This window comes from Leptospira fluminis, from assembly GCF_004771275.1.
GTDB classification, from domain to species: domain Bacteria; phylum Spirochaetota; class Leptospiria; order Leptospirales; family Leptospiraceae; genus Leptospira_B; species Leptospira_B fluminis.
This window is the reverse complement of record NZ_RQEV01000002.1, coordinates 12069-38366: the sequence shown is the minus strand read 5'-3', so window position 1 is coordinate 38366 and position 26298 is coordinate 12069. Positions and strand designations below refer to the sequence as shown.

Genomic DNA, 26298 nt, shown 5'->3' with positions numbered 1-26298 from the left:
GGTTTTTTTTATGTATTGTCCTTTTGTTTCCGGGTATCGGGATCTTCGGCGATTCCTATCCGAAATATCGTTTGGACGATTCTTCTTTATTAAACGACGGTAATATTCCCGTTCTTTCCTCGGGGCGCTTTGCCCGTACTCAGGAGGATCCGGCTAAGATCCGTACGAAGTCAGGTTTTTATGCCGATCCGTACGTTTTCGGACGCTCCTTTTCCCAAAAGGGAGGAGTACAATCGGACCAAGCTAGTAAAACTTCCGCCAAGGGAGTCTTTAGTCCCGAGTTTGGATGGATCGGAAACTCCTCCCGTTGGGAAACTATGATTCTGGCTTCTCCCTATCTAACGTACATGGAAAAGGAGGATTCCAAGACCCAAACCTATAAATTGACGGACGGGGAGGCATTGGCCTCTTTGGGATTGAATCTTTCTTTTCTTTCTTTCCGGATCGAAGGGGGAAGAGGTTTCCAGCGTTTGGACAGCGCAGGCTTTCTGTTTGCAAGTCTTGCAAATTATGCGGAATTCGGTTGGTCCATAAAATCACTGAATTTGAAAGGAAGTCTACTCGGATTGGAATTCCAATCAAGACTTTCCTATCTTCCGAAAGAGAACTCCGAATCTCCTCTTGGAGTCCGAGGAGGAGATCTGGTTTGGGAGCCGGACAAGTTGTGGAAACGTCTGCGATTCTTTCATTACCAATATTCCGAACCCAGGCAGGAAGCCGTTCCCGCTTCCTTCTTTCAGACCGCCCAGCCGTTCCAGGCTTACGGTTTTTATAGATATTCAGGAACGGAATTCGAGTTTTTGAAATGGCAGGAATGGAAGTGGGAAGGTTCTTTTATCCGCCTGGAAGGAAGGAGGGAAAACGGAAAGGATGCATACGATTCATATCATACGAGGCAGACTACGAATTCTTTCCTGGCCACCGTATCGACCACCTATGAAACCGGTCCTGTCTCGATTTTCGTAAGAGGCCTGTTTTCCAGAGCGGACCGGACTTTCAGGACGGACGATCGATCGGACGGATTTGCCGGAATCAAAGGGGACCCTAGAGGATTTCTGGCGCCCGTCTCTATTTTGTTGCTACGGGATTTTCAGGCAAAGCAGGACGCTCCGTTCGCGGGAATCGATTCTTATCGCAAGCCCGTTTACGAAAACGACGGTCTACAATACTACCAAGCCGGGCTGAGGAAGGAACTCCCGGGCGGATGGAGCGCGACCTTGGCTACGGGATTCGGAATTTCTTATATAGGTCGCGGCCTGGAGCTGATCGCGGCGGGAGGATGGAAAGGGGAGGCGGGCTTTGCGCTTTTCGGGGCCGCTTACGCGTGGGTCAAGCCGGGTCAGGACGAATCCGTCTTGCTGGACGAAATCAAAAGGCCGATAGCCGTCCGAGAATACTTCCGGTGGTACGCAAGCGCTGGATTGAGATTTTAACTTTTCGTGACGATTTGCGTCTGCAGTTTTTTGACGAATGTGACCTTATTGCCACGCTCGTTATAATCCAAGGAATCCACGTTCATTCTCACCAGAAAAATTCCCCTTCCGGAAAGTTGGCTCGCATTCGGATCGTTTACGGGATCGGGAACCCTGTCCGGATCAAAGCCTTCTCCGTTATCCTCCAGAACGACCACGACCTGTTTGTCGTCGTAATCGATCTGTACTTCGATCCAATCTTCCCGCGATTCGCAGATACGGTCCACATAGGCGAAATAATCGCTTTCCCGAAACATGAGTTCCTGTTTTTGGTGATAGGAAATTCCGGCGCAACCGTGCTCGATCGCGTTTCCCACCAATTCGTACAGAGCCACTTTCAAGGAAAGAAGGTCGTCGTTATGAAGACCGGGGAGATGGGAAATGGACCGCAGGATAAGGTGCACGTATTGATTCAAATTTCCTAATCTAGGAATGAGAGCGAAATTCTGCTTCGACTCCCGGATTTGGAAAAATCTCTTGTCGACCAAGTCCTTTCCCGCATGAAAAAGGTTCCTGAACCGAAGGAGGGAATAACGGATCGCCTCCATCCGAAACGGCTTGAGAAAAAAATCCACGGCTCCTAGGCGCAACGCGTTGATCGAAATCTGTATGTCCTGATTTCCGGTAATTACGATAAACGGAGTTTCGACACCTTTTTCCCGAAGTTTGGTGATCAACTCGATACCGTTCATTCTAGGCAAACGGATATCCGTGATAATAAGGTCGAAGGATTCTGCGGTCGTGATTTCCAGGGCTTGCTCGGCGGTTCCTGCAAGAGTAAGTTCGTACTCTCCGCCGAAAATTTCCTGGAAAAGATCCCGAATCACTTCCTCGTCGTCAACGAATAGGATTTTCATGGAAAGTTCCGAATCCAAAGAAAATCCGAGTATGAGGACTAAGTCAAGGATTTTGTCAGTTCACGTTATCCAATGTATCCAAGGAATATAAGGATTTTATACGATTGTCCAAATCCTTTGCCTCGTCCTTCGTGAACACCACGATCTTATTCCCGGCGAATCGGAAAACGTAGAAATCGTCCTTGGAAGTCGTCAAAATTTCTTTTAATCCGTCTATTGAATCTACGATTTTATCATTTACCGATTCCAAAATCAAATCCTGAAATTCCTGGTATGCACGGTTTTTTTCGTCGGGAAAGGTACGCGACAAAAGTACGATTCTTTTCTTCTCCGGATGCAATTTGCGGGAGAAACTTTCCGCGAGATACACCAATTTTCTTTCCGCCGAGGATTTGTATTTTTCGCCGAATTCCTTCAGATAAGACTGGGTGAGCTCCGTAAACAGAAGACCGCCGGATATGAGATATCTAGGGGCGGATTTTCCCGTGCGTTCCGGAATCAGAAACGAATCCTCGTCGTAAGGCCGTAAGTGATACGACAGTTCTCTCCGTCGTCCGTCTCTGTACAGGGAAAGATGGACGTTTTCTCCGGAATTCACGGGAACTCCGTGTCTCCTCAGGATTAAATCGTACAAGGATTGCTTGTCCTTGCTCGACACCGGAATTCCGTTCACCGAAAGGATGGCGTCTCCGGGAAAGAGATTGTGCATAGGACCCACTCCCGGAAGGACTTCCGATACGACCACTCCGACGGAGCCTTTCGGAAAATAATAGTTTTCCTCCGCCGGGGTAAGGCTTGTGTCCGCGATAAAACCGGGATGAGGAAAGGGAGAAGGCGAGGTTCCTCGATTGAAATAAAACCGTCGCAACAGATCCGCTCCTGCATTCCAGGATCCATCCGTAAAACCGCAAACAAAACCGTGAGAGATTAGAAACTTTCTCACGGGTTCGGTTCCCTCTTTTCTGGAAATCCGGGAAAGGGGGAGTAGGGCTCTAGAATTTTCTAGACTGGCCCATTCGATCGTGGGAAAAAAAGAGGAGCATATTTTGGAATTGCGATGCGGTTCCAAGTGGGAGAAAGGGATCCTTTTTTTGGAGCGACTCATGTCGTTCGGCAAGGTCAGGATGCCTAAGCCGGTTTCCGGATCGACGTTTTCGAAATAAGCTTTGCGGCCGGCGGATTCGTCAGGATGCATTTCCGCAAAGAGAGGAATATCCCCCGGTTTCAACAAAGCCAATGCGGTCCTTTCGTCCAGTCGTATCGCGGGCACCCGTTTTTGAAAGGGAACTCCTTTTTGAAAAGGGTTGTGGTGCGAGTATTTCCGAAAATGAACGAGTAGAAAGAATTCTCCGCCCTGCTTGGACTCTACGGGAGAAAAAGCGGACAAAAGCGCGCAAAAGAATAGGCCGGCCCCCAAGACTCGGAAGTTCATTTTCCCTCCTTGTTCGCGTCCGGCCGGACGTCGAAACGCTTTTTGACTCTCGCATCAATCGTTCGTATCGTTTTCGTATCCAAAATCAAAGGCAAGCCGACTCCCCTGAATTTCAGCACGATCGTTCCGTCGGCGTATTTGTTCCAGAGATCTTTGAAGTCGGAAAGATCCGAGGGCGTTTTGCCGTTGATAGATTCCAGAATCTTGAAGCGGTACGGAAGGTATTTGGAATTCAAAGGATCGGGAAAGATCGTAGTCAAAATCAAATCCCGTTCCGTGAACCGAAAAAGATCGTCCTGTATGTAATAACTGTAATGATATCTGAGCGCCGTTTCGATTCTTTGGCTTTCCTTTCCGAACAGGGCCCGATTTACGGATTGGAACATCAAACCCGCTCCTACGAAGTTCTTGGACTCCCTGTCCCTGTACATGTCCAGGGACTTGGTCTGTTTTAATTGGGTGGGAACCTTGTAGTGTTTTCCGTTCCTATAGAAGAACAGAGTTAGGGTCTGTCCTATGAAGTTAGGCTCGATCAGATCCACGACGGTCCTGCCGGTAAATTCCTGGAGCCCGCCTTCGTTATTCAAAAACGCGTCGTCTATCTTGTACAGGAAATCGTCCTGTTGCAGGACCTCGGAAAAAGAGGAATCCGGGTATACCTTATTGATCAGTACTCCCTGTAATCCTGCTGGAACTTTCAAATACCGTTTTAAGGATTCGGAATTTCCGTTTTGGAACGTAAACCCCGCGTAAGGAAAACCGTTGTAGCTGCCGTCCTCCACGTCCTTAAGGAAATGAAGTACGATTTCCGGAGGAATCAGATAGGCGGTATTCCCTTGCAGTTGGCTGACTTCGAACGTGATTCCCGCAACCTTGCCGTTCTGGATCGCCGGCCCGCCGGAATATCCGGGTAGAATGTTCGCCGTAACTCGCACGACTTTCCGATAATCCAAACCGGTAAACGAATAGCGTAATCTTTCGACTCTATTGACGATTCCGTTTTCGAGAGTGAGATTCTCGTCCCCTTCCGGGTAGCCGAGCATCAAAAGATTGCTTCCCAAGGAAGGGGATTCGTCCGCGATTTCCAAAGGCTCTATCCCCATGAAAAATTCGTCGTCCTCCACTTTCAGGAGCGCGAGATCGCAGTCGTAACCTAAAAACTCCACTTTCGCGTCGTAATACTTGCCGCTATTATAATGTTTTACTTTCAGGAACTTGGAGTCCGCTACGACATGCGCGTTCGTCAGGATCCGATTTCCTTGGATGATAAAACCGGAACCTACGTCTTTGGAAAGGTCCTGGTCTCCGAATTCGAGAGGATCCGAAGGATCGGGATAGCTGTCGCTTCTCACGATGACCACGCTTCCGAAAAGGTTCTTGAGATCCTGGTTCCCGCCCGTATTATTTTGGCTGCGGACCGAACCTCCGGGCAGAACGAAAAGCGCGGAGAAACAAAAAAGACAAAGTAGGAAACGCGTCTTACTCATGAAACAGCTCCGCCTCCGACCATACGATCTTATCCTTTTCCACCGACTGGATCTTTAACTTCGCCAGAAATCTTTCCCCCTCTTGCAGGCTTTGGGAAGGTTTGCTATCCAGCACCACGTTTCCGGTAAAATCCGCACGGATTCTGACCCAAGAATAGGGAGATTGGGGGAGGCAACTCGCTTGGAAAGAAAAGTACACAGCCTTATCCCAATAAAAGTCTCCGTCTTTTCCCAAATACACCAGAGGACAGGAGGAATCGAAAAAGACTTCCTTTCCGTTCGGTGTCGGTCTCGCGGCTGGTCTCCTCGCTATACTTAAAAAATACTGTAGTCCGAGATTGTCGGGAGGTCGGTCGGGAAGTCTGGGCTTTTTTTTGCGCGGTTCGGTTTTGGTAGGAGTTCCGAAATCGGAAAGATCCTGATCGGAAAAAGCCAGCTCCCAATAAACGGTCTTGCCGATCTTGACGGGGCCTTTGACTCGAATCGCTTCGACCGTTTCGGGGGAGGCAATCTTGGTTCGTCCGGAATAAAAAAATCCGCTTAGGATTTCACCGGGACATTTCAAGGAGAAATACTGTAGCCCTTCGAATTCCAGGGTCTTTAGGAGGGAACAGGGACGGATGGATACGCTGGAATGGTTTTGGAACCAGGTCTTTAGTGGACGCGCGTCTTTTTCTTTGGAATACTTTTTCCAGCCGTCCCGGAATTCGGAATCGTCCGGAAAAGAGGTGGAAGAGACGGCGCCGGAAGGAGCATCCAATGTCGTGGTCTCCGCTCGGAGAGAAGGAAAAAAAACTCCGGAAAAATGCAAAACGGTTCCGGCAAAAAGTAGGGCAAACACGCAAGGAGTCCCCGCAAAAAAGTGGAATGCTGAATTTTTTCGGACCGGAGGATTCACTAGATAGAATATCGGCTTCGGAAAAACCGTATTTTACCGAAGCGGAGACGGAAGAAAAAAATCGCATCATTTTTCTCCCTTATGTCGCGAATTTTTCCATCTATGAAAAAAAAGTTAAACTTTCGGACGGGACTTAGGAATATGGTTAAAAGTTAGTTTGGAATTTTGGGCTTTTTGCTTTTCGTTCGCAAGATTCCATCTGCTACGGATTTTAGAAATCCGAATCTGAAACTAGATAGAAATGGTAGTTTAACTTGTCCAATTGGAGTTTTTTAAAATCCGACCTGACCGATCAGGACTTTATAATTGATTGCCGCTCCCAAGTGCAATTTCAGGAATCCACTTTAAAGGGCTCCTGTTATTTCCCTTTCGTGAAAAAAGCATTCGCGTCAGATCCAGAATCGTTTAAGAAAATGTTGGGTCCTTTGGACGAGGTGATCGCCTTGGCCAAGAAGGAAGGAAAATCTAGAATCATCGTCTTCGACGAAGGGATGGGTATGTTTGCCGCCCGTTTGACTCTTCTCCTCCGGTCCGCAGGTTTTGTTCATACGTACATTCTGGATCAGAAGTGGCCGGTCACAGGTGCGATGGAAAAAGGCGCCAGAGAATTCGATTTTGCTCCGGCGACCAAGATCCGTAAATTGGAAGGGATCGTAGACAAGGCCTTTTTGGAAAAGAACCTTACGAGACTCCAGATTTTCGATACGCGCACCCCCGAAGAATATGACGGAAAACTTCCCAGACTCACGGCACCGGAGCCGGGTAGTCTGTGCGGTCGTTTACCGGGAGCGTTTCTCTGGGATTGGCGGATGCTCTACGACGCAAGCGGAGAGCTGGTCGACAAAACGTTCTTCAATAAAAAACTCAGAGCTTTTCCGTTCATGCCGGAACGTACTACGGTGATCTACGATTACAACGGGGCCAGATCATCCCTTTTGGCTTTGATGTTAAAAGAAGTAGGGTATAACGACGTGAACGTATACATAGGTTCCTGGTTCGAATGGAGAAAGTCCAGTCTTCCGAAGCAGGCGGCGGCTATCTACGGACAAGCGGCGACAGGAAGCGCGCCTAGAGTGGGTGGTGCGGAAAGGAAAGGCTGACCGCACAGGAAAGGATGAAGACTCCGGCGGCCTGGAAAGGAGGAAACGAGCGGATCGTTTTTTTCGACGGGGTATGCAATCTTTGCAATGGAACGGTTTCTTGGCTGATCGCTAGGGACAAAAAGAAAATACTCCGATTTGCCCCGCTCCAATCGGAACGGGGGAGGGCTCTCCCGCTTCCGGAAGGAAAGGATTCCAGCATCGTTTTTTATCGAAACGGATTTTTGTATTATAAGTCTACGGCGGTTCTGAAAATCCTGTCCGCGCTCGGTTTCCCCTGGAATTTGGCCGCTATATGCTTCGCTTTCCCGATTTTTCTCCGGGATTTTATCTACGATTGGATCGCTAAAAACCGCTATCTTTGGTTCGGTCGAACGGATTCCTGCTCCATTCCTTCCCCCCAAGTCGCGGATCGGTTTCTCGAGTAACCATTTCTTTTCCCAGCCTAAGAATCATTTCAAAACGGCAGTCTTCTTTTCCGTCGATTTTTCCCGAAGTTTTTCTGTATTCTGTCTCTTATGGAAGAAAACGGGGCTTTTCCTCGTAAGAATCCGTTTTACATGAGAATCCGTTCGAAAAACCTGGAAGGAAAAGGGGAAGTTCTGAATAGAATTTCTTATGAAAATTCATAAAATACGTTAAATTATGATAAAAAAGAAAGAAAAACTTTTAAATCATCGATTATCATCTGATTTCATCCAACAATTCCTGCCGACCCAGACCTTCCGAAATGGAAAAATTCTTGTCCAAGGATTCCTCACAGGCAGGATGGGATGAACTTTCGGAAAATTTCTGCCGATCTTAGGAATGAGCCACGTTTCTTAAGAATTTTTTTGGCAGTGCTTCAAGGAAAGAACCAAATGAAAAGCAAAACCGGCCTTACGATTGCGGGGCTCTCCGCAGGAATCATCTTACTTTTTGCACTCAAGTCTTTCGCGAATTCCAATTTAGAAGAAGTCAAGATCGACAATCAGTACATCCAAACCTACCAAGGTAGGGAAGGGATCTGGATCGTCACCGGAAAGATGAAAGAATCTTTAGAGGATCTGTACCACAAATTCGGAACTTCCGAATTGGAAGTCCGTGTGCTAAACGGAATCCATGACACCGGAAAAATCCCTTCCGGCGAGCCCGTATTTTTTCCATACAACGGTAACTTCGTCCGGAGCTTGCTGCTAGAAGATAAAGGACGGGAAATTTTTTCTTCGGATTCCAGAGAATTGATCTGGCCCTTGAGTTTTAAGCATTCCCGCGTGACTTCTCGATTGGGAAGACGTTGGAATGCTTTGCACGCGGGAGTGGATATCGCCTGTCCGAACGGATCCGTAGTGATCGCCGCTGCGGACGGAATCGTACTGGATTCCAAAAGGGACGGGGGATACGGTCTCAGAGTCCTGGTACAGCATCCGCAAATCAACGGAATCCAAACCCTCTACGCGCATAACTCCATGCTTTTCGTAAAGCAAGGGGATAAGATAAAAAAAGGGCAGGTGCTCGCTCTTTCGGGTAACACGGGACATACGACAGGTCCTCATGTGCATTTCGAAGTGAGATACCAAAACGTAGTACTGAATCCGGAACATTACCTTCCTCCTTTCCTCGCCGACCGGGATTCTCAGGTCGCCATCGCCAAAGAAACGGTCCAACAGTAAAAGCCATTTGTTGGATCGTCTCTGGACTCCTGAACTAGACTCCTTTTTAAAAGATCTCTTGGATCGTCGCGGACCGATCCGTGCGGTCTTCGACTTCGACAATACGTTAGTCCGGAACGATTTCGGAGAGGCGGTCATGAATCGTCTCCTTGCGGAAGGAGTTCCTTGGATCGAGGATATCCGTCCTTTTTTTTCCGATTCCGAAACCGGAACGAGACTGAACGATTTGCGGAAAAAAGACGGTCATGCGTTTCAGAAGGAAACCTGGAAGTTTTACGAAACGGTCCACGATGCGGAAGGGTTAGAGGCTTCGTATCGTTGGTCTACATGGATTTTTTCGGGACGTTCCGATTCCGAACTGCGTAGGACGGCTCGGGAGGTTTGGGAGGAAAATCGAAAGTCGCTTTCCTCCGAAGCGGTTCGGCCTTATACCGCGTTGATCGAACTCATTCGGGAATTGAGAAAGAACGGAGCGGATCTCTGGATCGTAACCGCTTCCCCGCAAGGAGTCATTCAGGAAGTCTCCTCCATTTGGGGAATTCCGGAGGATCGGGTCTTGGGAGTGGAGTTGGAAGAGGAGTCCGGAATTCTCAAGCGCGGCGTCAAAGAACCTTTCACTTACGGAAGCGGAAAAGTACGTCGGATTTTGGACGCCACCGGGGGAGAAGGTTACGAAATCGCGTTCGGAGACACGGAAAACGATTTTCCTCTATTAGAAAATTCTAAATTAAAAGGAATTTTTCTGGATCGCGGAAAGGGAAAAAATCCCCCTCTAGGATCCTTGGTTCAACCGGTGCAGGGTTGGCCCGTAATTTCCTCATCTTTTTCTTAAATATTCTGGCATTGCGGGAAGTTTGTCTTCGGTCCAAACCCAAGCGCCGATCAAAGAAACGATAGGAGCGGGTTCTCCTTTTAAAATCTTTAAAAGAGCCTCTTTGAGATCTTTCGGTTCCGTCATACGGTACGCGAGATTCGGAAAGTCCGATTCGTAACTTTGCTTTTCTTTGGCCGCGATGTATTCTAGAAAGAAGTCGGGAAATTTCTTGCCGGAGGCTTTCTGTTCTTCCAGCAGTTTTTGTAACTCTGCGTGCGGGGAGGATTTGGCCAACCTTTGCAGGATTAGGGAGATCCCGCGAACGCTCTGGCTGAAAAAGGTTCCCGCACGTATGACCTTTCTGGAATCCGGTTTTTCCAGAGCCCAATCCTCCATCTTCTTTTTGATGAATGCCAGTGAACCGTAGAACATGAGAAGATGCGGAAGATAATAGAATGCGGAATATCCTATCGTTAAACGAGGGCAAAGTTTTTTTTCCAATTCGAGCATGGGATCATAACAAAATTTTAATCCTTCTTCGATGTCCTCTTCCGGCGTTTGAGAGACGGGATATCCTAGATTCCCTCTTGCAGGAGTATAGACTAGGACGTCCACGGGATCTTCCGTTTTTAGAGCCTCTATGATTTTCAGAATTGCGTCGTCGGCATCCTCTAACCCGATATGTTTCAAGGTTTTATCGGCGCCTTGGACGGAATCTTCCCCCGAAGTGGTGGCAATGATCCTCCAATTTCGATCGGAATCGTTTCGGTCCTCGTGAAAGGCCTGTATCGCGCTTTGGCCTGCGGCACCGCTGCCGCCTACGATTAGGGCAATCGATTCGGGCATTTTTCCCCCTATCGGTCGATTCGTATCCAAACCGAAAAAATTCCGTTCCAGGTTATTCAAAAAGGGAAAGAAATTCCAGGAAAAAAGGGAAGGTAGATTCGAAAATCTTCCGGGATAGGGGACTGGATCCGTAGCGGGCTCTCTTTGCCAGGCGGCAGGAATTTTAAAAGATAAGAATGGAGTAGGCAACGACGGGGAGAAGGGATCTTGTTTTTAAAGACGTCTCCGGAAGGATCGTAGGTACGGTCTCCCAAAATCGGAAAGCCGGCGGAAGCGATCTGAAATCGGATCTGGTGTCTCCTGCCGGTGATCAATTTTGCGGATAGGAGGGAAATATTCGCGTTTCGATTCCGGGAAAGAACTTCGAATTCCGTAATCGCTTTTTTTCCTCCGGACCGGACGGCGGATACTCTACCCTTGCCTTCCTTTAAGAAACATTCCTCTCGAAAGGAGTCGTTTGCGGGGAGTCCCTTTACGATGCACAAATATCTTTTTTCGGATTCGGAAAGGATGCTGTCCGCCTCTTTGTTCCTGTCCGCGTCGGTACAAAAAAGTACGAGTCCACTCGTGTCCAAATCCAATCGGTTCACCAAACGTAAGTAAGGCAATTTTTCCTGTGCCTGGAGTTCATCCGCAAAATTCCTGCGATTCGGATCCAACGTCGCGTGAACAGGGAGCCCGGCGGGTTTTTCCGCGACCAAGAGAAAATCGTCTCTGTACAAAACCGGGATTTTTTCCGTTCGCTTTCCTTCGCCACCGGGAGACTTGGGCCCGGAATGTTTCGCATTCATTCGAATCCTAGGATCGAACATTCTATCTTCCTGTAAACTTAAGACAGGTTTTTCGAAATTGGATTGACATTGATTCCGTTATATTGGATGAAAAAGGTATGAACCAGGTCGATGCGGAAGAAATCGAGGCGAAGGATATCGTTTCCAGCGAACATATTACTGAAGTTGTCAAAGAAAACCTTAAATTAATCCGCCATACTAAAGGACTCTCTTTGGACAAACTTGCGTCCCGCTGCGGAGTGAGCCGTGCCATGTTATCGCAAATCGAGCAGGGAAAAAGCGTCCCTACCATCGCCGTTTTATGGAAAATCGCGAACGGTTTGAACGTACCCTTCAGCGAGTTACTCAAAGAAAAAGGAACGGACGGAGTTCTGGTTTTAAAAGCGGAGAATACGAAGATCCTGTATTCCAGTTCCAAAGTGTTTTCCAGCCGCGCCTTATTTCCTTTTTTGGGCGGGAGAAGGACGGAATTTTACGAACTCGTTTTGAAGCCGGGCGGAATCGAGGTGGCGGAACCTCACCAAGCGGGAACGACGGAAAATCTCGTGGTCGTTTCCGGAAAGCTCAGGCTTAGGGTGGCAGATAAGGTAGTCGAACTGGACGCGAAAGATTCCGTCTTTTTTCGGGCGGACGTGCCTCACGAATACATCAATCCCACGGACAACGAGACTCTGATGTATCTGGTCATGGATTATCGGGACGAAGTTTCCTAACGTTTCGGAGCGATCCTTGCGATCTATAGTTTTCCTTCTTCTTTTTCTCGGCTGGGTTTTGCCCGCCCTGGCGCAAACCGGCTCCGCAGAAACGAAGCCGCAGGCTTCGGGATACTTCGGCGTGGATCGTTACGAAGAACAGATTTCCTGTCATAAAGAGGACTGTATCCAATACGATTTGGAAGAAATCGCGAAAAAAGGGACGAAGTCCGAATTGAAAAGACTTCTGTCGGAAAACGTCGGCAAAGTACTCATCGATACTTCCAAAAAGCGGTTGAAATTGGGAGACGACGAGCTGGAGGAGATTCGCGACTTTTTATTGGAAATCTCCAAGCGGAACGGAAGGGTCGCTATCGAAAAATTGCATATAGCCGTAAGAGCTTTGGATTTACCGGAGCCTCCCGTCCTAAAGGAAGTCGGCTTCGTAGGCTGGAACGTATTCAGAAGGATGTATCGCGGAATTTATTACAGGCCGACTACGAACTATAACGCGAAGGTTTTGTATCATCCGGAAACGAGGAATATCGTTCTGGTCTATATCGTTCACAAGAGATACGGAGATATTTGCGAGACGGTTTTTTCCTCCTGCAACCAAATCGAGTATTTGGACGAGGACACGTTCGATCTGCAATTGTCCACGGCGATCCAGGAATCCAAAGACAAAGGGATTCCTGTTCGGGTCCAGTTCGGTCAAGTGGAAGCTACCTTACCCGAGACGAAGCTGGAATGGGAGAACCTGAAGAATATGGGTCGTTCCGCGAGGATCTACAAGTGGATGATGGCGGCCAGCGATCGGGAAGTGAAACCCTTGTCCAAATCCAGATTCCTACCTTTACAGGCTGCGTTAAGCATCGTGGATTATTCCTTATCCGTTTACGATTGGATCGGAAAGGTCGCCATGTATCATCCGGCTAGGTCAACGAACGTGGAAGTTTTATATACGGAAAAAATCTCTCCCGACGGTAAGAGTAGCCGGAGCCTTCACTCGGCTGTATTCACCCCGATTCCTCAATCTTCCGATTGAAACGACGGACCTTTCTTTCCCTATCCTGAAGCTAAAAACATTCCGCCGAGAACAAGGCTCTCGACGGAATGTTACGGGTTCGAACTTCTTCCTGGATTAAACGAAGAAGAGGAACGTCAAAAGGATAAAGGTGGGGATGAGCAGACTCAAAGAATAGAGTACGTATCCTCCGAAGCTCGGCATTTTGACGTTATTCTCTTCCGCGACGGATTTAACCATGAAATTCGGGGCGTTACCTATATAGGTCAAGGCTCCCATAAATACCGCTCCTACCGATATGGCTTTTAACAAGGATTCTCCGAACGGATCCGCCAGGATCTGGTGGATGTCCGTAAATCCGAGCAGGCCTTTTGCCAGAGATACGAAGGTTAGGTAGGTCGGAGCATTGTCCAACACACCGGAAAAGAGTCCCGTCACCCAGAAGAAATGCCAAGGTTGTGTAACTCCCAATTCCTTTCCGTGGTGTTCCAATAACAGAAGCGCGGGGATCATCGTCAGGAAGATTCCGATGAATAGATACGCGACTTCCTGGATCGGCTGCAAGGTGAATTTGTTTCTTTCCCTCAATTTCGGATCCGAAGTGAATTTGGAGGCGAGGATCAGCAGCACGAGAACTCCTTCGCGGAGGAATCCTAGGTAATGGTTGTGTTTGATGGCAGGAATGTAGTGTTCGTTGATGTAAGCTACGGACAGCACTACCCCAAGCAGCCAAATGATATTGACTTGGCCTTCCAATCCGATCGGAATCTGTTCCCGGATATCCCTTTGGATGTCCTTTTTGGTCTCTTTCTTATGCATGACCGTGTCCCATACGAAATAAACGATCAGAAGGAGTACCGAAGTAAGAAGCATCTCCGGAAAAAGACCGAAAGTCCAGGTAAACGGCACGCCTTGCAGGTACCCTAGGAATAGAGGAGGGTCTCCGAGGGGAGTTAAGGAACCTCCGATATTCGAAACCAGAAAGATGAAGAAAATAACCGTATGGACTACGTGCTTTCTCTCCGAATTCGTTTTTAGGATCGGTCGGATCATGAGCATAGAAGCTCCGGTGGTTCCGATAAAAGAGGAAAGAAAGGTACCTACGATCAGAAAGATCGTGTTATTGATCGGAGTAGCTTCGATATCTCCTTTTAGAACGATCCCTCCGGAAATGTAAAAAAGCGAGGCCAGAAGAATGATGAACGGGATATAATCGAAGACCATCGTGTGATAGATCTTTTCTCCGCAATTGTAGGCCAAAAGTACCCCGAAGGAAACTCCTCCCAACGCCAAGGCGACTAACAACTTATTGTTGTTATTTTCCCACCAATGAGCCGTTGCGTGGGAAATCAACGGTAACAATGCGATACTTAGCAGGATCAGTATGAAAGGGATCACTGACCAAAACGGAAGGTCTCCGCCTAAGCTCTCATGGTGCACCGGCGCAGATTCGTGGTGTTCGGCGGGAGCTTCCGGCGAGGAAGGAGCGGATTCCGCTTGAGCAAGAGTTTCCGCCGTTCCGAGACCGGCCGGGGAATTTTGGGCCCCTACCGAAAAGGGGAGGAGGAGCGTAAAGATAAGGATGGAATTAAGGATTCTGTTTCTCATCGTTCCTATCGTTTCCGAAGATTTTTGGACAGGTTATAGTTCCGAAGCATCCGTATCAAAATAAAAACCCTGTTTGTCCGGATTTTTCTCCGGGTTTTTGGATTGCGAAATTCCAACGGAATCCAAAGGTTTCCTTAGAATACGTCGTAATTCGATTTTTTTCCGGCGGATTCCGAGGGGAAAGACCGTCCTATAAGATAGGAACCCTTGTTTTTCAAGATCGCTTAGAATGGATCATTTTAGTAAAAAAAATAATTACTGTCTTACTCCGGACGAGATCGCGAAACGTCTAAAATCCGTTTCCATCCAGCCGACCATGCAGAGGATTTCCATTTGCCAATACGTTCTTTGCGAAGCGGACCATCCTACCGCCGAAGAAGTAAAGGAATGGGTGGACCGGAAATCCTTTAAGATGAGTCTCGCTACCGTTTACAACACGTTGAACGTCCTGGTTTCGGCGGGGCTGTTACGGGAGTTCAAATTTTCCTGTCTGGGAAAATCCGTATTCGATAGCAATATAGACGACCATTACCATTTCTTCGACGAGGCTACCGGGAAATTTCACGATGTGGATTCCTCCATGCTTCACCTCGAATCCGAACTTCCGACCGAGTTCAAGGTAAATAAGGTGGATATCCTGTTCTCCGGGACCATGGATCCAAGGCCCAATTCGTCCGCTATAGGTTGATCGCTTCTCCCAAGGCTTGGGCGGCGGCTTCCATTAAGGCTTCCGAAAGGGTAGGGTGGGCATGTATCCTTCCCGCAATCTCCTTCAGAGTCAGTTCGGAACCCATTCCCAGATTCACTTCTCCCAATAGTTCCGTTACGTTCGGACCGATCAAGTGGGCTCCGAGTAATTCTCCGGTCTTTTTGTTCGCGATCAGCTTGACTAGGCCCTCGGTTTCTCCTAGGGCTTGGGCGCGGCCGCTGACCCGGAAAGGAAATTTTCCCACGGAGATTTCGATGCCGGTTTTTTTCGCATCCGCCTCCGTCTTTCCAACGGAAGCGACCTCGGGATGGCAATAGGTACAAGCGGGAATCTTATCATAGTCGATAGGTTCGAAGATCAGGTTGTGAGGATTTCCCTTGGCGATCGAAATCGCTTCCGCGGCTTTGATCCCTTCCATAGAGGCGACGTGGGCCAATAACGGAGCTCCGATGCAATCCCCGATCGCATAAATGTTCGGTACTTTGCTTTTTAATTTGGTGTCCACTTTGACGAATCCCTTCTGCAAAAAGACGCCGATCTCCTCCAGGGACATTCCTTCCGTGTTCGGGACGACTCCGATGGCGACTAACGCTTTTTCGAATTCCCTGCGTTCTCCTTCCGTAGGAAGGCCTTCTCCCTTTAGAAGAAAGGAAACCCCTTTCGCGTCCGCTTTGGGATCCGAGACCCCCACATTTACCAAAATCTGGATTCCCCGTTTCGAGAAGGAACGATTCAATAGTCCGGAGATTTCCGTATCTTCCAGCGGCAGAATTCTATCCTGCATTTCGATCAAGGTCACTCGGGTTCCCATGCTGGCGTAAAAATCGGCAAACTCGGCTCCTATGGCGCCGGCTCCGACGATCGCGAGCGATTTCGGGGCGGAATCTTGGATCATCGCGTGTTTGCTGGAAAGCACCTTTTCTCCGTCGAACGGAAGTCCCGGAAGTTCTCTCGGTCTTGCCCCGGTAGCGATGATGAAGAATTCGGAATGGATTTCCTCCTTGGAGGAATCGGGAAGCCAAATCGTGTTCTTATCCTTGAACACCGCGCTTCCCTTCTTAACGGAAATCTTATTTTTCTTCATGAGAAAATCGACCCCGTTGGCCATCGTATCGGCGACTCCTCTGGAACGTTTGACGACTGCGGGAAAATCGGCGGCGATCCCTGAAATTTTGAGTCCGAAAGATTCCGCCTTGCGCACCGACTCCAGAAGATGAGCGGATTCCAGAAGAGCTTTGGTGGGAATGCATCCCCAATTGAGGCAGATTCCGCCGAGTCTGTCCTTTTCGATCAAGCAGACATTTAGACCCAATTGCGCCGCGCGAATTGCGGCTACGTATCCGCCCGGTCCTCCGCCGATTACGGTCACATCAAAACTTTCGGCCATCTATTTCCTCCGGGGACCTAAGATCTCAAACGGAATGCGGATTGGGAAGGATTTTTCGGATCCGTTCGGAATCGGGCGGCGTACCGAGCAATGCCCGGTATCTTTATGCGCTTTTCTTTTTCAGTACGAGAATCATCCGCCCGGCATTGCTGCGGAACTTTACCTCGTTGTAATTCGAATATACGTTTAGGATTTCCATACGGTGTTTGGATAGGATCCTTTGGAATTCGGTCAGGAAATAGGCCCGCATCAGGTGTTTGTCCTTTACTTCCTTGGAATTCAAATTATAGATATAATTGACTTCCACCACCGTGGACTGGTCCGCACGGACCAATCTGAATCCCCGGTTTCTTTGGATCACGGTGTTTCTAGTTTTGGTTTGGGAAACGGGAGTGATGGCTTTGCGTTTGATTTTGCGTAACGGTTCCGCATTCCATACTTCCAGAACCGCGATCCCTGCGGGTTTTAGGTTCGACTCCAGTTGTTTTAATGTGGATTCCACTTCTTCGTTCGTGAGCAGGTAATTGAAGGAGCCGAATAGGCTGATGATCCCGTCCCATTGTTCCTGGGATTTGTACGTTTGCATAGAGCCGACTTCGAACCTACAATGGGAGTATCGTTTTTTGGCGACTTCGATCATTCTTGCCGAAGAATCGATCCCTCTCAATTTATAACCGAGACCCTGGAAATGGGTCACATGTTCTCCCGTTCCGCAACCCAGATCCAGAACGTTTCGGATCCTGTGTTTGCGGAAGAGTCGGTCTAAAAATTGGGTTTCTAAATCGAACTTTCGGGCGTTCTTTTCTATATCGAAATAATATTCCGCGAGTTCCGAATACAGTTTCATGGAAAAATCGTTTGAGCCGGGGAGAAATCCGCCCGTTACATATAGTAACGGAACGGAGTCCGATAAAATGCAATTTTTCAGGGATTTTTTTCTTATTTTTCCCGGCTTCGCAGAACAGCCTTCGGTTTGGATGGACGGGCAAATCCTTGCTCTGGGAAGCGTATCTTTTGCGCTTCTTGCATTGTTCGGGTTCGCAGTGGTGACCCATTTGGAACGTAAGTCGGAATCTTCCGAAGTCCCTAAGGAAGTTTTTTCCGAGGAAATGTCGGAACCTTCTTCCAATTCCGCCGAACCTCCAAACTCTCCGGAGAAAAAAACCGCGGATCCGAGTTCCGTTTCTTTTCTCCCGAAGCACTCCTCCGAAATCGAAACGGTTTCGGACCTTGCCCCAAGAAGTTATTTTCATTTGCCGGTAAAGGGAAAAATCTACGAATCCATCCGGGATTTTTTGGATTCCCTTTCCGCATACGGAAATTGGGAGGTTCAATTGTTCTCCCAGTACGGAAAGTTGAGTCATTGCGCATCCAAACAGAGAAGCCTCATCGTCGTTTCCGAAGGATTTCCGGAACCGGTGGGGGAAGAGTCGAACGGATTAACCTGGGTTTTGGAATGGGAAGGTTCCGAGATGGGAAAGGTCGTGTGTAACGGTCTGGAAGATTGCGGGGAATCGGGTGAGAAAGAGATATCCAGGAGAATACACTCTTTTGCGGAAGTTCTGGCACTTTCCTCGAAGACGGAGGATTCCGAAACCGGATGGGGATCCTATTTGGCATTTTGCAACGCCTTGGAAAAGGAAAAGAAGGAAGGAGAAGAACCTAAAATCTTACTATTCTTGGAGTTCGCTTCGATCGACGAACGTTCCGTCCTATTGAAAAGTTTCGGGCGATGGTGGTCGGAGAAATTCCACGATTCCGTCCTTCTCTATCGAATCCGCGGAAATCGGGCGGCTTCGTTTTTGTCCACTTCCGACTGGATCTCTTTGCAGAAGTCTCTTCCTTCCCTGATGGAATTTTTAGGTTCTCCCGAGCGTACGCTGAATGTGGGCGCAGCGGTCCGTGTAAGGAAAGACGATAAGGATTGGGAACCGAAGGCAAGGGAAGCGTTGTATCTATCTTTGGAAGAAGGACCGAACCGATTCGTATGTCTGTAAATATAGATCCTCTCCTCGACGAAAAGTTCATATTGACCGTTTCGCAGATTTTTCCCGAATTCATCGACAAGAGTTTGGGAGTGCATGCGGTAAGGGAAGCGTTCGGTCCTTCGAAGAACGAAGGGCTATGTTACGAAAACTGTACCTGTGTGGAATTCAAGGGAGAGGCGGAAGGAAAGTTATTTCTCGCTATGGACGGATATACGAAGCTGAAATTGCTTCCGAAGATAGCCAAATCCTTCCATATAGACCCTACGATACGAAGTCATGCCGCCTCCATCATGCTCGAATTCGCGAACCAAATCTGCGCGGAGTTGATATCCGAAATGAAATCGGGAAGATTCGAAATGGAAGTATCTCCTCCGGAGAATCTGAACCATAAACTCGTTCCGATAGATTCCGAACAATATAGACAATACATATTGATATATTTTTTAAAGGACGAAATCGCAAAACAATATCTGGGCAGAATCTATCTGGTTTTGCTTATGAGGAAATATTGAATCTTTCCGGATTCGCGAAACCTTATCCAAAATCGAAATGATCGACGGCACCGTATTTACCGGGTTTCCATTTTTATTACGTTATGCGGGATTTCGAGATTCCCCCGTGCCTACGATTCGCGAAGTCGAATTGGAGTCGGAAACGGGAGTCCCGATACGAACGAAAATTTTCGGTTCGTCAGATGACGCTCCGGTGATCTATCTGCAGCACGGAATGAGCGCCAAGGGAATCGAGGACAATAGAATTTTGGTGCTGGCGACCCACCTGAGAAATACAGGGTTCAACGTGTATCTTCCCGAATTGACGGAAGTGAAAAATCTTCAGATCACCGACGAAACCGTCGCAAAGATTCGGTCCGTTTTTCGGATCGTCGGAAAACGGGAAGAAAAGCCTGTCTCTTTTCTCTCCGCGAGCTTTTCCGCGGGGATGGGAATGGTCGCGCTAGCACAGGAGGAGGATCAGTCGAGGCTGGCCGCAACCTTGCTCGTAGGTACTTACTTCGATTTCGGAACGACGCTCCCGTACGTGGTTTCGAATTTCGAGAGGGATCCATATGCGGTTTTTGTGGTATTGTACAATTACGTCGACAAGATCCGTCCGGAACTTACGGGTTTAAAACGGTTTTATCTGGAATCCTCTTTGGATGCTGGCTTGCAACGGACCGGAGACGCGGTCGTCTCCTCGAAATTGGTTTCGGACCTTTCGGAAAAGGAAAAAGAATTCGTGAGAAACGTGGGTGACCCCTCGTTTCGCGCCGAACTCTCCGAAGAGATTTTGAACCAACTTCCCCGGAATTTCATTCGGGAAAATTCGCCCAGGGGAGTCGTCGATTCCTGGCGGACTCCGATCGCTTTGTTGCACGGCGCGGACGATCCCGTAATACCACCTACCGAATCCGAAACCTTATATTCCGCTTTGCGAGAACGGAAAATCGACTCCAACCATCTGAGCTCGAAATTGTTGACCCACGGCGATCATTTGCCGTTCTACACCCAAATCCCCGAGATTCTTCCTTTGGCGCGGATCTGGGGATATTTTCTCGAAAAGGCGTCGGATTTTGCGTAATCGATGCGGTTTTGTACGAAATTATCCGTCAAGTAAGTTACTAGTTTCGTCCTAAAATACCTCGAGTCGGACCGTTTGTTAGTCGACGAATATAAGGAGGCATGTGAGACTTCGACAGTGGTCGGTGGTTCCCCTTGTCGACGCGAAAAAAAGAACTAAGAATCGAAAAGTCAGAAACTTGTTAACTTAGTGTTGTTTCGAAAAAACGAAGCAACAGAGGCCGGGGCTCGATTGTTAGTAAGGTAGAATGGCAGTGAGTACTGAACAAAAGTCAGGGTTGCCTGAACAAGATACCAGCTGGGAAAGCGTATTCACCCTAAAGGTGGCCAATGATGCTTTATCCGCGGAGCTTACGATCCGTCCGGGGATGATCAGAGGGCGGGCCTTATCTACCGGAGTCATCCTGGAGTTTTTGCACGGCAGAGACATTTCCCAGGAAAGGGTTTTGAACGACAAAATCTACCAAGTACTCAAGCAACTCGCGGAAGCCACTTCCAAAATGAATTTTTCTCCCGTCACGTTCCCGATTGCAGCGGGAGTCCCCGCAATGAAAGGAGAGGACGGCTGGCTCAAGTTCTACCATCCTCAAGCCCAACGCGTAAAGATCGGAGAGGACGGAAAAGCGGATTTCAGAAATATCGAACGTTATATTTATGTAAAGGAAGGGGAAAAGCTGGCGAGCCTTTTCGAAGGGATTCCCGGAAAGCAGGGAGTAGACGTCTTCGGAAAACCCATCGCGCCGCCCTCAATCAAACGTCCGAAACTTACGATAGGTAAGAACGTCCAGGAAAGAACCGGATTGGTGGACGGCAAAGAGTTGCGGGAATATTTTTCAACCACCAACGGCGCTATTTTTTCTACGGAAACTTCCGTAACCGTTTCCCAGGAATTGCAGATCGATTCCAACGTAGGCCTCGGAACCGGGAACGTCAACTACGACGGTAATGTCGTGGTCAAGGGAGATATCGAGCCGGGCGCTTCCGTAACCACAAACGGAAGTCTGATCGTAAAAGGAAACGTGGAATCTTCCGAGCTCTCCGTCGGAAGAGATCTGGAAGTGAGCGGCGGAATCAAAGGTGACGGCAAGAACGTAATCAAAGTCGGGGGCCATCTTTCCGCGAAGTTCATCGAAAACGCGGAGATAGAAGTGGACGGGGATCTGGTGGTGGAAGGGTTCGTTCTGAACTCGAAAATCTTTTGCCTCGGTACCGTCGCCTTGAACGGGGCGAACTCGAACCTAGTATCCTCGACCGTGACCGCTTTTACCGGATTGGTCTGTGGACATTTGGGCTCCCAGGCGGAATTGGATACGGTAGTAGAATTAGGATTTCATTATAGAAACGATCGTGCCTTCGAAGAATTGACGAAAAGACTTCACTCCGCGGAAAAGGAGATGGAGAAGGTTCTCCCCAAGATCCAGCAGATCAAGCAACTGGTCCAGAGATCCAGGGGCCAAATTCCCGAGGAGAAAAAAGAAGGTTATCGTAAAGTCTTTGCGGAGTATAACGAGAAAAGCCGATTTATCGAAGCGTTAAAAAACAAAGTAGAGGCCTTAAAAGCCGCTAGATTTCATCCCGGGGAAGTGCAACTCGTAGTCCGAAAAGGGGCATACAAGGGAGGCGTTATCAAATACAGAAGGCAGATCGAAAAGGTGGAGAAATTCCAATCAGCATTCATGATGCGCTTCCACCCGGGGCAGGACAAGGCCGCGATGGTCGCGGTAAAACCCCAAAAATAGGAAGAAAGAAAATTCCGATCAGAGGCGTAAGCCGAATACCGATCGGATATCCTGCGGTTTTACGATCCCTCTTTCCGTAATAAACGCTGTGATCAAATCCGCCGGAGTCACGTCGAAGGACGGGTTCAATGCTTTTACGTCCACCGGCGCGATCATTCCCTCTTCCAGCACGGGCGTTCCGTCCGCTTTTTTTAAGAAACTGAATCTGGTGACTTCGTCTTGGGTTCTCATCTCTATCGGAATTTCTTTGCCGGAAGGAATCCGAAAATCAAAACTCTTTTCCGTAGCTGCGATGTAAAACGGGACTCCGTGATACTTTGCCACTATGGCTAGAGGATAGGTGCCGATTTTGTTGGCGGAATCCCCGTTTGCAGCAACTCGGTCCACTCCTACGATCACTGCGTCTATCTTTTGCGTAGCCATTGCCCAGCCGGCCATGCTGTCCGTGATCAGATAGGATTCGATTCCTTCCTCTTTCAATTCCCAGGCGGTCAATCGGGCTCCTTGGAGATAGGGTCTTGTTTCGTCCGCATATACGGTTAAGTCGAAACCCGCCTTATGGAGGGAACGGATCACTCCCAATGCGGTTCCGTGTCCCGCGGTAGCCAAGGCGCCGGTATTGCAATGAGTCAGGATCCGCAATTTGCGATCCGTTTTCGAAAAAAGGGAGAGTCCGTGTTCCGCGAGGGTCATGTTATTTCGAATGTCTTCCTCGTAAGTGGCGACGGCAAATTCTTCCGCTTTGCGTTTCATTTCGGGAAAGGGTAAGGAATCGTAAGAGTGCAACGGAAAGAGGGATTTCAGTTCTTCCAAGGCAGTGCGTAAATTCACCGCGGTAGGTCTAGATTCCAGGATGCGCGAAAGCAAGGATTCGAATTCGGCGTAGGAAGGTTTGGATCCGACCTTTTTGAGCTCCAGAACGGCTCCGAATAATCCGGTGATGGCGATCGCGGGAGCTCCTCTGACGATCATTTCACGAATCGCAAAAATGACGTCCTTCGCGTTCGACGCGAGGAACCATTCTTTTTTTCCGGGAATCAGTCGTTGGTCCAACAGACGAAGAGCTTCTCCCTCCCAAAAAATCGGACGTAAATTCTGCTTTTCCAACTTTTTTTGCCCCCAAATACTAAAGAGGACCCTCCTTTCCTACGATCATTACAGTGTGATTGAAATCATCCCCTTCTCCCAAAGGGATGAGGACGAACCGGGGCGATCAGCCCCGGCTTTGCCTACTTGACTCCACTACCAGTTCCCTGAATCCTTGTTGAATGGCAAAGAGAAATTCCGGGTTTAGTCTGAAGCTGTTCGGATTTTCCATATTCCATCCGCTGAATCTCATCCTCATCGTAAATCTTCTCGTTTGGGTCTTACTGATGTTGGAGCCCGGGAGCGGAATTTTAACCTACTTTTTCGGTCTGAATCCTAGTTTGCTCGTGGAAAAAGGAATGGTCTGGCAGGTGTTCACCTACGGTTTTCTGCATGTGGTCGGAGAGGGATTCTTTATGCCCTTCCTTCACATAGGAATGAATATGTTCGGTCTGTACACTCTCGGTTTCTGGGTGTGTCGTTATGTAGGCGAATGGAAATTTTTTAGCATTTACCTGTTGTCCCAACTCGGAGGCGGGATCTTTATTCTTCTTTTCGCTTATATCGGTCATGTCTCCGGCTTGGTTCCGGAATACAGCGCTTGGGATAGCTATCATACGGTCACCATCGGTGCCAGCGCGGGCGTGTTCGGAATTTTGGCGGTGTTCGGTCTGATTTTTCCGGATGCGAGATTCGTCTTTCCCCCCGTGCGTGCGAAATATGCCCCTTGGGTTTTGGTAGGGGTCGGTTTTGCTTACGACCTTTTTACCTTTCTGCAATACCGACAAAACGAAGGTCACCAATCCTTTTTTGGAATGATGAGTAATTCTGGTCATTTGGGGGGCACTGTTTTCGGATTCCTCGGATGGAAGTTGCTTTCTCATTGGGGAAAACCTTTTAAAGGACCTATGTTTCTAAAACGGGGAAGGCGGGTGCTCCCAACAAAGACGGAATCCTTGGAGGATTCCTTCGAAATTCAAATCCGGAAAAACAAGGACCTTCTCGCAACTCTCGGGTCGTTGGCCACGAAGGAAGAAAAAAAGAAGTTTCTATTTCCTATCCAAGCTAAGGATACGAATCTTTGTCCCCCGCCGACCTACAATCCGGAGGATCCGATTTGTTTACGATGCGATTGGCTGCAAAATTGCGAACTCCGGAAGTTAGGAGAAAAAGATCCTCTCGTCTAAAATATCGTGCGAAGAGTACGGATCGATCTTATCCTCCGATCTAAAAAGCGGCGTAAACTACTGGACACAAATTTTCCGAGTTTATATGCTAGTTTCGAATCGAGTCCTCGATGCATAGAACGTAAAAGGGTCCGAAACCATTGGCGGAAAAGAAGAAAACGACTCTGAACGAGGTTCTGAAACGGGAGAAATTTCAGAAACTCGCAAAAAAAGAACAAGAAAAGTCAAAAAGCGTCATCGTAGTCAGGCCCGATCCCCCCGCACCCGTTAAGAAAGAGGACGGTCCCGGTTCCAAAATCTACAAAACGATGGATGAGTCCATGTCGGATCTTCGTTTTTACTTTTTGGAAGGAGAGTATCGGGAAAGAGTCGCCGAGCTATTCAATGCAAACGAGGCGCAATTCGACCGGTTAGGAATCACTCCCAGGCGATTTCTGGATTTTGCTAGAGAATCCTTCGATCGCTTCAAGCAACTCCAAAAAAAAATGCCGCTGGAGCCGATGAGCAAAAAGGCATGGGATTATATGGAACGTAGTCTCTCCGAGCTGATCGGAAAGTTGAACGATCGGTTCAATAAATAAAATAAGATTCGCAGTTCCAACCTAAATCAAAAGAGATTCGAGGAGTGCCGGTAAGTTTGTGATTTGCCGGAAATCCTCTTCCGTAGTCCGGTGGAAAACGGTCTTTTCTTTAGGGGAGCTCCTGCAGAAAAAGGGGCGAGTAAAATCACTTGCCGAATTTAAAATTTTGTGCTAACGGCTTGCTTGCGGATCGAGGGTGGGGCGGAACGGGTACCACCGCACCGGCCCCCACCCAAAGCAGGGTGGGGAATAAAAAAAGCCGCAATTTTACCTGCGGCTTTTCCGAAATGATACTCCCTTTCGAATTAGAAGAATCTTTTTGCGGCCTCTTCCGGGATTGCGATTCCGGTGATCTTCGCTTTTTGGAGAACTTCCCAGAAATAACGGTAAGTCGCTCTGTCGTGAAGATCTCCGTCATGCTGGATCGGTCCCCATTCCGCATCTTGTGCTTTGACAAGGATCGCTGCGGAAGTTTGAACTTCGCTATAATCCGGAGACATTGCATCCAAGATCGCTTGGATTTGTGTCGGATAGATGGACCACATACGAAGGAATCCGAACTCGTCATGAGCTCTTTTTGCGTCTTTGTAAGTTTGGTATTGGTTTTTCAAATCCAAAGTTACGTTATGAGCGGGAATCACTCCATGAGCCAGAGCTGCAGCAACACAGCTTGCTTTTGCTCTTCTTAATAATTCGTGATCGAATTGTCCCGGGCTTTTCATACAGGACGCCGGGATTGCTCCGTGGTGACCGGAGATAAAGTCCATCAAACCGAAATCCACAACTTGCATCCAAGGAAGAGCTGCGATTTTTTCCACGTCCGCCAAAGCTCCGTGAGTTTCGATCAGTACGTGGATCGGAATTTCACGTTTGATTCCCGCTTTTTTCGCAGCGCCTTGGATATAGGTGATCATTTCTTCCACTTGGGAAGCTTTCGTCGGTTTAGGGATGGTGATGTATGCGATTTTGTTTCCGGCACCCGGAACGATAATATCGACGTCCTGTTTCCAGAAAGAGTTGGTATAATCGTGAATTCTCACCCCGCTCATATTGTGTTTGTTGAGCTCGGAATTCTGGATGCGGACGATCATCTCGGCGTGTTCTTTTTCTTTTCCGGTTTGGGCTCCGTCTTCGCAGTCCATAGTGATGTCGAAGAGACCGCCGAGTTTATTCTGTAGCTCCAGAGCTTTGGTAATCAGTTTTTCGGAGCCGGCAAAGTGCTCGCATGCAGGAATGATGGGGAAGGGCTTCTCTCCTTCGAATAGCGCATCCTTGGGATGGGTTTGTTTGGACATAGAAATACCTTTGTTTCCGTTTTTAAAGCCGATCGCGGCCGTTCTGGGAACAGCGTTCTCGGAGCGGGCCCTCCCG

Annotated in this window: 25 protein-coding genes; 14 read left to right on the top strand and 11 right to left on the bottom strand. The window is 48.4% G+C overall.

What is annotated here, in order from left to right:
* Nucleotides 1-71 precede the first annotated feature (71 nt).
* A complete protein-coding gene (locus EHO61_RS01340; RefSeq protein WP_246031948.1) occupies nt 72-1433 on the top strand; it encodes a hypothetical protein in 1362 nt (453 codons plus the stop codon).
* Here the strand turns inward: EHO61_RS01340 and EHO61_RS01335 are convergent.
* From EHO61_RS01335 to EHO61_RS01320, 4 genes are read right to left on the bottom strand one after another with little or no spacing between them, the layout of a single operon-like run.
* Entirely contained in the window at nt 1430-2329 is a 900-nt protein-coding gene (locus tag EHO61_RS01335) for an ATP-binding response regulator (protein WP_135811850.1), read from the bottom strand. The two genes, EHO61_RS01340 and EHO61_RS01335, sit on opposite strands and share 4 nt — an antisense overlap.
* A 55-nt stretch (nt 2330-2384) precedes the next feature.
* Nucleotides 2385-3761, bottom strand: coding sequence for a PDZ domain-containing protein (locus EHO61_RS01330; RefSeq protein WP_167884777.1), 1377 nt, complete (start codon nt 3759-3761; stop codon nt 2385-2387).
* A complete protein-coding gene (locus EHO61_RS01325; protein WP_246031947.1) occupies nt 3758-5248 on the bottom strand; it encodes a S1C family serine protease in 1491 nt (496 codons plus the stop codon). Before EHO61_RS01325 ends, EHO61_RS01330 begins: the two co-directional genes overlap by 4 nt.
* A complete protein-coding gene (locus EHO61_RS01320; RefSeq protein ID WP_246031946.1) occupies nt 5241-6089 on the bottom strand; it encodes an LIC11113 family protein in 849 nt (282 codons plus the stop codon). Before EHO61_RS01320 ends, EHO61_RS01325 begins: the two co-directional genes overlap by 8 nt.
* 311 nt (nt 6090-6400) lie before the next feature.
* Between EHO61_RS01320 and EHO61_RS01315 the strand changes: the two genes are divergently transcribed.
* The 4 genes from EHO61_RS01315 (at nt 6401) to EHO61_RS01300 (ending at nt 9730) form a co-directional block, all read left to right on the top strand.
* On the top strand, nt 6401-7246 hold the full coding sequence (locus EHO61_RS01315; protein WP_135811849.1) for a sulfurtransferase: 846 nt from the start codon (nt 6401-6403) through the stop codon (nt 7244-7246).
* 14 nt (nt 7247-7260) lie between these two features.
* Nucleotides 7261-7674 (top strand): thiol-disulfide oxidoreductase DCC family protein, encoded by a 414-nt coding sequence (locus tag EHO61_RS01310; RefSeq protein WP_135811848.1) that lies wholly within the window; start codon nt 7261-7263, stop codon nt 7672-7674.
* A 432-nt stretch (nt 7675-8106) separates the two neighbouring features.
* On the top strand, nt 8107-8898 hold the full coding sequence (locus EHO61_RS01305) for a M23 family metallopeptidase (RefSeq protein WP_425460323.1): 792 nt from the start codon (nt 8107-8109) through the stop codon (nt 8896-8898).
* A 10-nt stretch (nt 8899-8908) separates the two neighbouring features.
* A complete protein-coding gene (locus EHO61_RS01300) occupies nt 8909-9730 on the top strand; it encodes an HAD family hydrolase (protein ID WP_246031945.1) in 822 nt (273 codons plus the stop codon).
* On the opposite strand, the gene EHO61_RS01295 is transcribed toward EHO61_RS01300, so the two are convergent.
* Nucleotides 9716-10558, bottom strand: coding sequence for an SDR family oxidoreductase (locus EHO61_RS01295; RefSeq protein ID WP_135811845.1), 843 nt, complete (start codon nt 10556-10558; stop codon nt 9716-9718). The two genes, EHO61_RS01300 and EHO61_RS01295, sit on opposite strands and share 15 nt — an antisense overlap.
* 56 nt (nt 10559-10614) lie before the next feature.
* A complete protein-coding gene (locus tag EHO61_RS01290) occupies nt 10615-11349 on the bottom strand; it encodes an RluA family pseudouridine synthase (RefSeq protein WP_135811963.1) in 735 nt (244 codons plus the stop codon).
* 98 nt (nt 11350-11447) lie between these two features.
* Between EHO61_RS01290 and EHO61_RS01285 the strand changes: the two genes are divergently transcribed.
* On the top strand, nt 11448-12062 hold the full coding sequence (locus tag EHO61_RS01285; protein ID WP_135766579.1) for a helix-turn-helix domain-containing protein: 615 nt from the start codon (nt 11448-11450) through the stop codon (nt 12060-12062).
* 25 nt (nt 12063-12087) lie between these two features.
* Entirely contained in the window at nt 12088-13086 is a 999-nt protein-coding gene (locus EHO61_RS01280) for a hypothetical protein (RefSeq protein ID WP_425460324.1), read from the top strand.
* A gap of 96 nt (nt 13087-13182) precedes the next feature.
* On the opposite strand, the gene EHO61_RS01275 is transcribed toward EHO61_RS01280, so the two are convergent.
* A complete protein-coding gene (locus EHO61_RS01275; RefSeq protein WP_135811844.1) occupies nt 13183-14673 on the bottom strand; it encodes a sodium:proton antiporter in 1491 nt (496 codons plus the stop codon).
* A gap of 229 nt (nt 14674-14902) precedes the next feature.
* On the opposite strand from EHO61_RS01275, the gene perRB reads away from it, so the two are divergent.
* The gene (gene perRB / locus EHO61_RS01270; protein ID WP_135811843.1) at nt 14903-15361 is read left to right on the top strand and encodes a peroxide-responsive transcriptional repressor PerRB; all 459 of its coding nucleotides are present in this window, start codon (nt 14903-14905) and stop codon (nt 15359-15361) included.
* On the opposite strand, the gene lpdA is transcribed toward perRB, so the two are convergent.
* Nucleotides 15351-16769 carry a dihydrolipoyl dehydrogenase gene (gene lpdA / locus EHO61_RS01265; RefSeq protein ID WP_135811842.1) on the bottom strand — a complete coding sequence of 473 codons (1419 nt, stop codon included), beginning with the start codon at nt 16767-16769 and terminating at the stop codon, nt 15351-15353. The genes perRB and lpdA overlap by 11 nt on opposite strands.
* Before the next feature lie 103 nt (nt 16770-16872).
* On the bottom strand, nt 16873-17616 hold the full coding sequence (locus EHO61_RS01260) for a class I SAM-dependent DNA methyltransferase (protein WP_135811841.1): 744 nt from the start codon (nt 17614-17616) through the stop codon (nt 16873-16875).
* A gap of 130 nt (nt 17617-17746) precedes the next feature.
* On the opposite strand from EHO61_RS01260, the gene EHO61_RS01255 reads away from it, so the two are divergent.
* The 4 genes from EHO61_RS01255 (at nt 17747) to EHO61_RS01240 (ending at nt 22073) form a co-directional block, all read left to right on the top strand.
* The gene (locus tag EHO61_RS01255; RefSeq protein WP_167884776.1) at nt 17747-18766 is read left to right on the top strand and encodes a hypothetical protein; all 1020 of its coding nucleotides are present in this window, start codon (nt 17747-17749) and stop codon (nt 18764-18766) included.
* A complete protein-coding gene (locus tag EHO61_RS01250; RefSeq protein WP_135811839.1) occupies nt 18757-19269 on the top strand; it encodes a chemotaxis protein CheX in 513 nt (170 codons plus the stop codon). Before EHO61_RS01255 ends, EHO61_RS01250 begins: the two co-directional genes overlap by 10 nt.
* A gap of 37 nt (nt 19270-19306) precedes the next feature.
* Nucleotides 19307-20335 carry an alpha/beta hydrolase family protein gene (locus EHO61_RS01245; protein ID WP_135811838.1) on the top strand — a complete coding sequence of 343 codons (1029 nt, stop codon included), beginning with the start codon at nt 19307-19309 and terminating at the stop codon, nt 20333-20335.
* A gap of 247 nt (nt 20336-20582) precedes the next feature.
* Entirely contained in the window at nt 20583-22073 is a 1491-nt protein-coding gene (locus tag EHO61_RS01240; RefSeq protein ID WP_135811837.1) for a DUF342 domain-containing protein, read from the top strand.
* An 18-nt stretch (nt 22074-22091) separates the two neighbouring features.
* On the opposite strand, the gene mtnA is transcribed toward EHO61_RS01240, so the two are convergent.
* Complete coding sequence (mtnA, locus tag EHO61_RS01235) at nt 22092-23180, bottom strand: S-methyl-5-thioribose-1-phosphate isomerase (RefSeq protein WP_135811836.1); 1089 nt, start codon at nt 23178-23180, stop codon at nt 22092-22094.
* Between the two features lie 161 nt (nt 23181-23341).
* Here mtnA and EHO61_RS01230 point away from each other — a divergent pair, with 161 nt between their 5' ends.
* Nucleotides 23342-24346: a rhomboid family intramembrane serine protease gene (locus tag EHO61_RS01230; RefSeq protein WP_135811835.1), complete on the top strand. Its 1005-nt coding sequence runs from the start codon at nt 23342-23344 to the stop codon at nt 24344-24346.
* Between the two features lie 140 nt (nt 24347-24486).
* The gene (locus EHO61_RS01225) at nt 24487-24927 is read left to right on the top strand and encodes an LIC11177 family protein (protein WP_135811834.1); all 441 of its coding nucleotides are present in this window, start codon (nt 24487-24489) and stop codon (nt 24925-24927) included.
* Nucleotides 24928-25232: 305 nt separating this feature from the next.
* On the opposite strand, the gene EHO61_RS01220 is transcribed toward EHO61_RS01225, so the two are convergent.
* Complete coding sequence (locus tag EHO61_RS01220) at nt 25233-26222, bottom strand: HpcH/HpaI aldolase/citrate lyase family protein (protein ID WP_135811833.1); 990 nt, start codon at nt 26220-26222, stop codon at nt 25233-25235.
* Nucleotides 26223-26298: the final 76 nt, after the last annotated feature.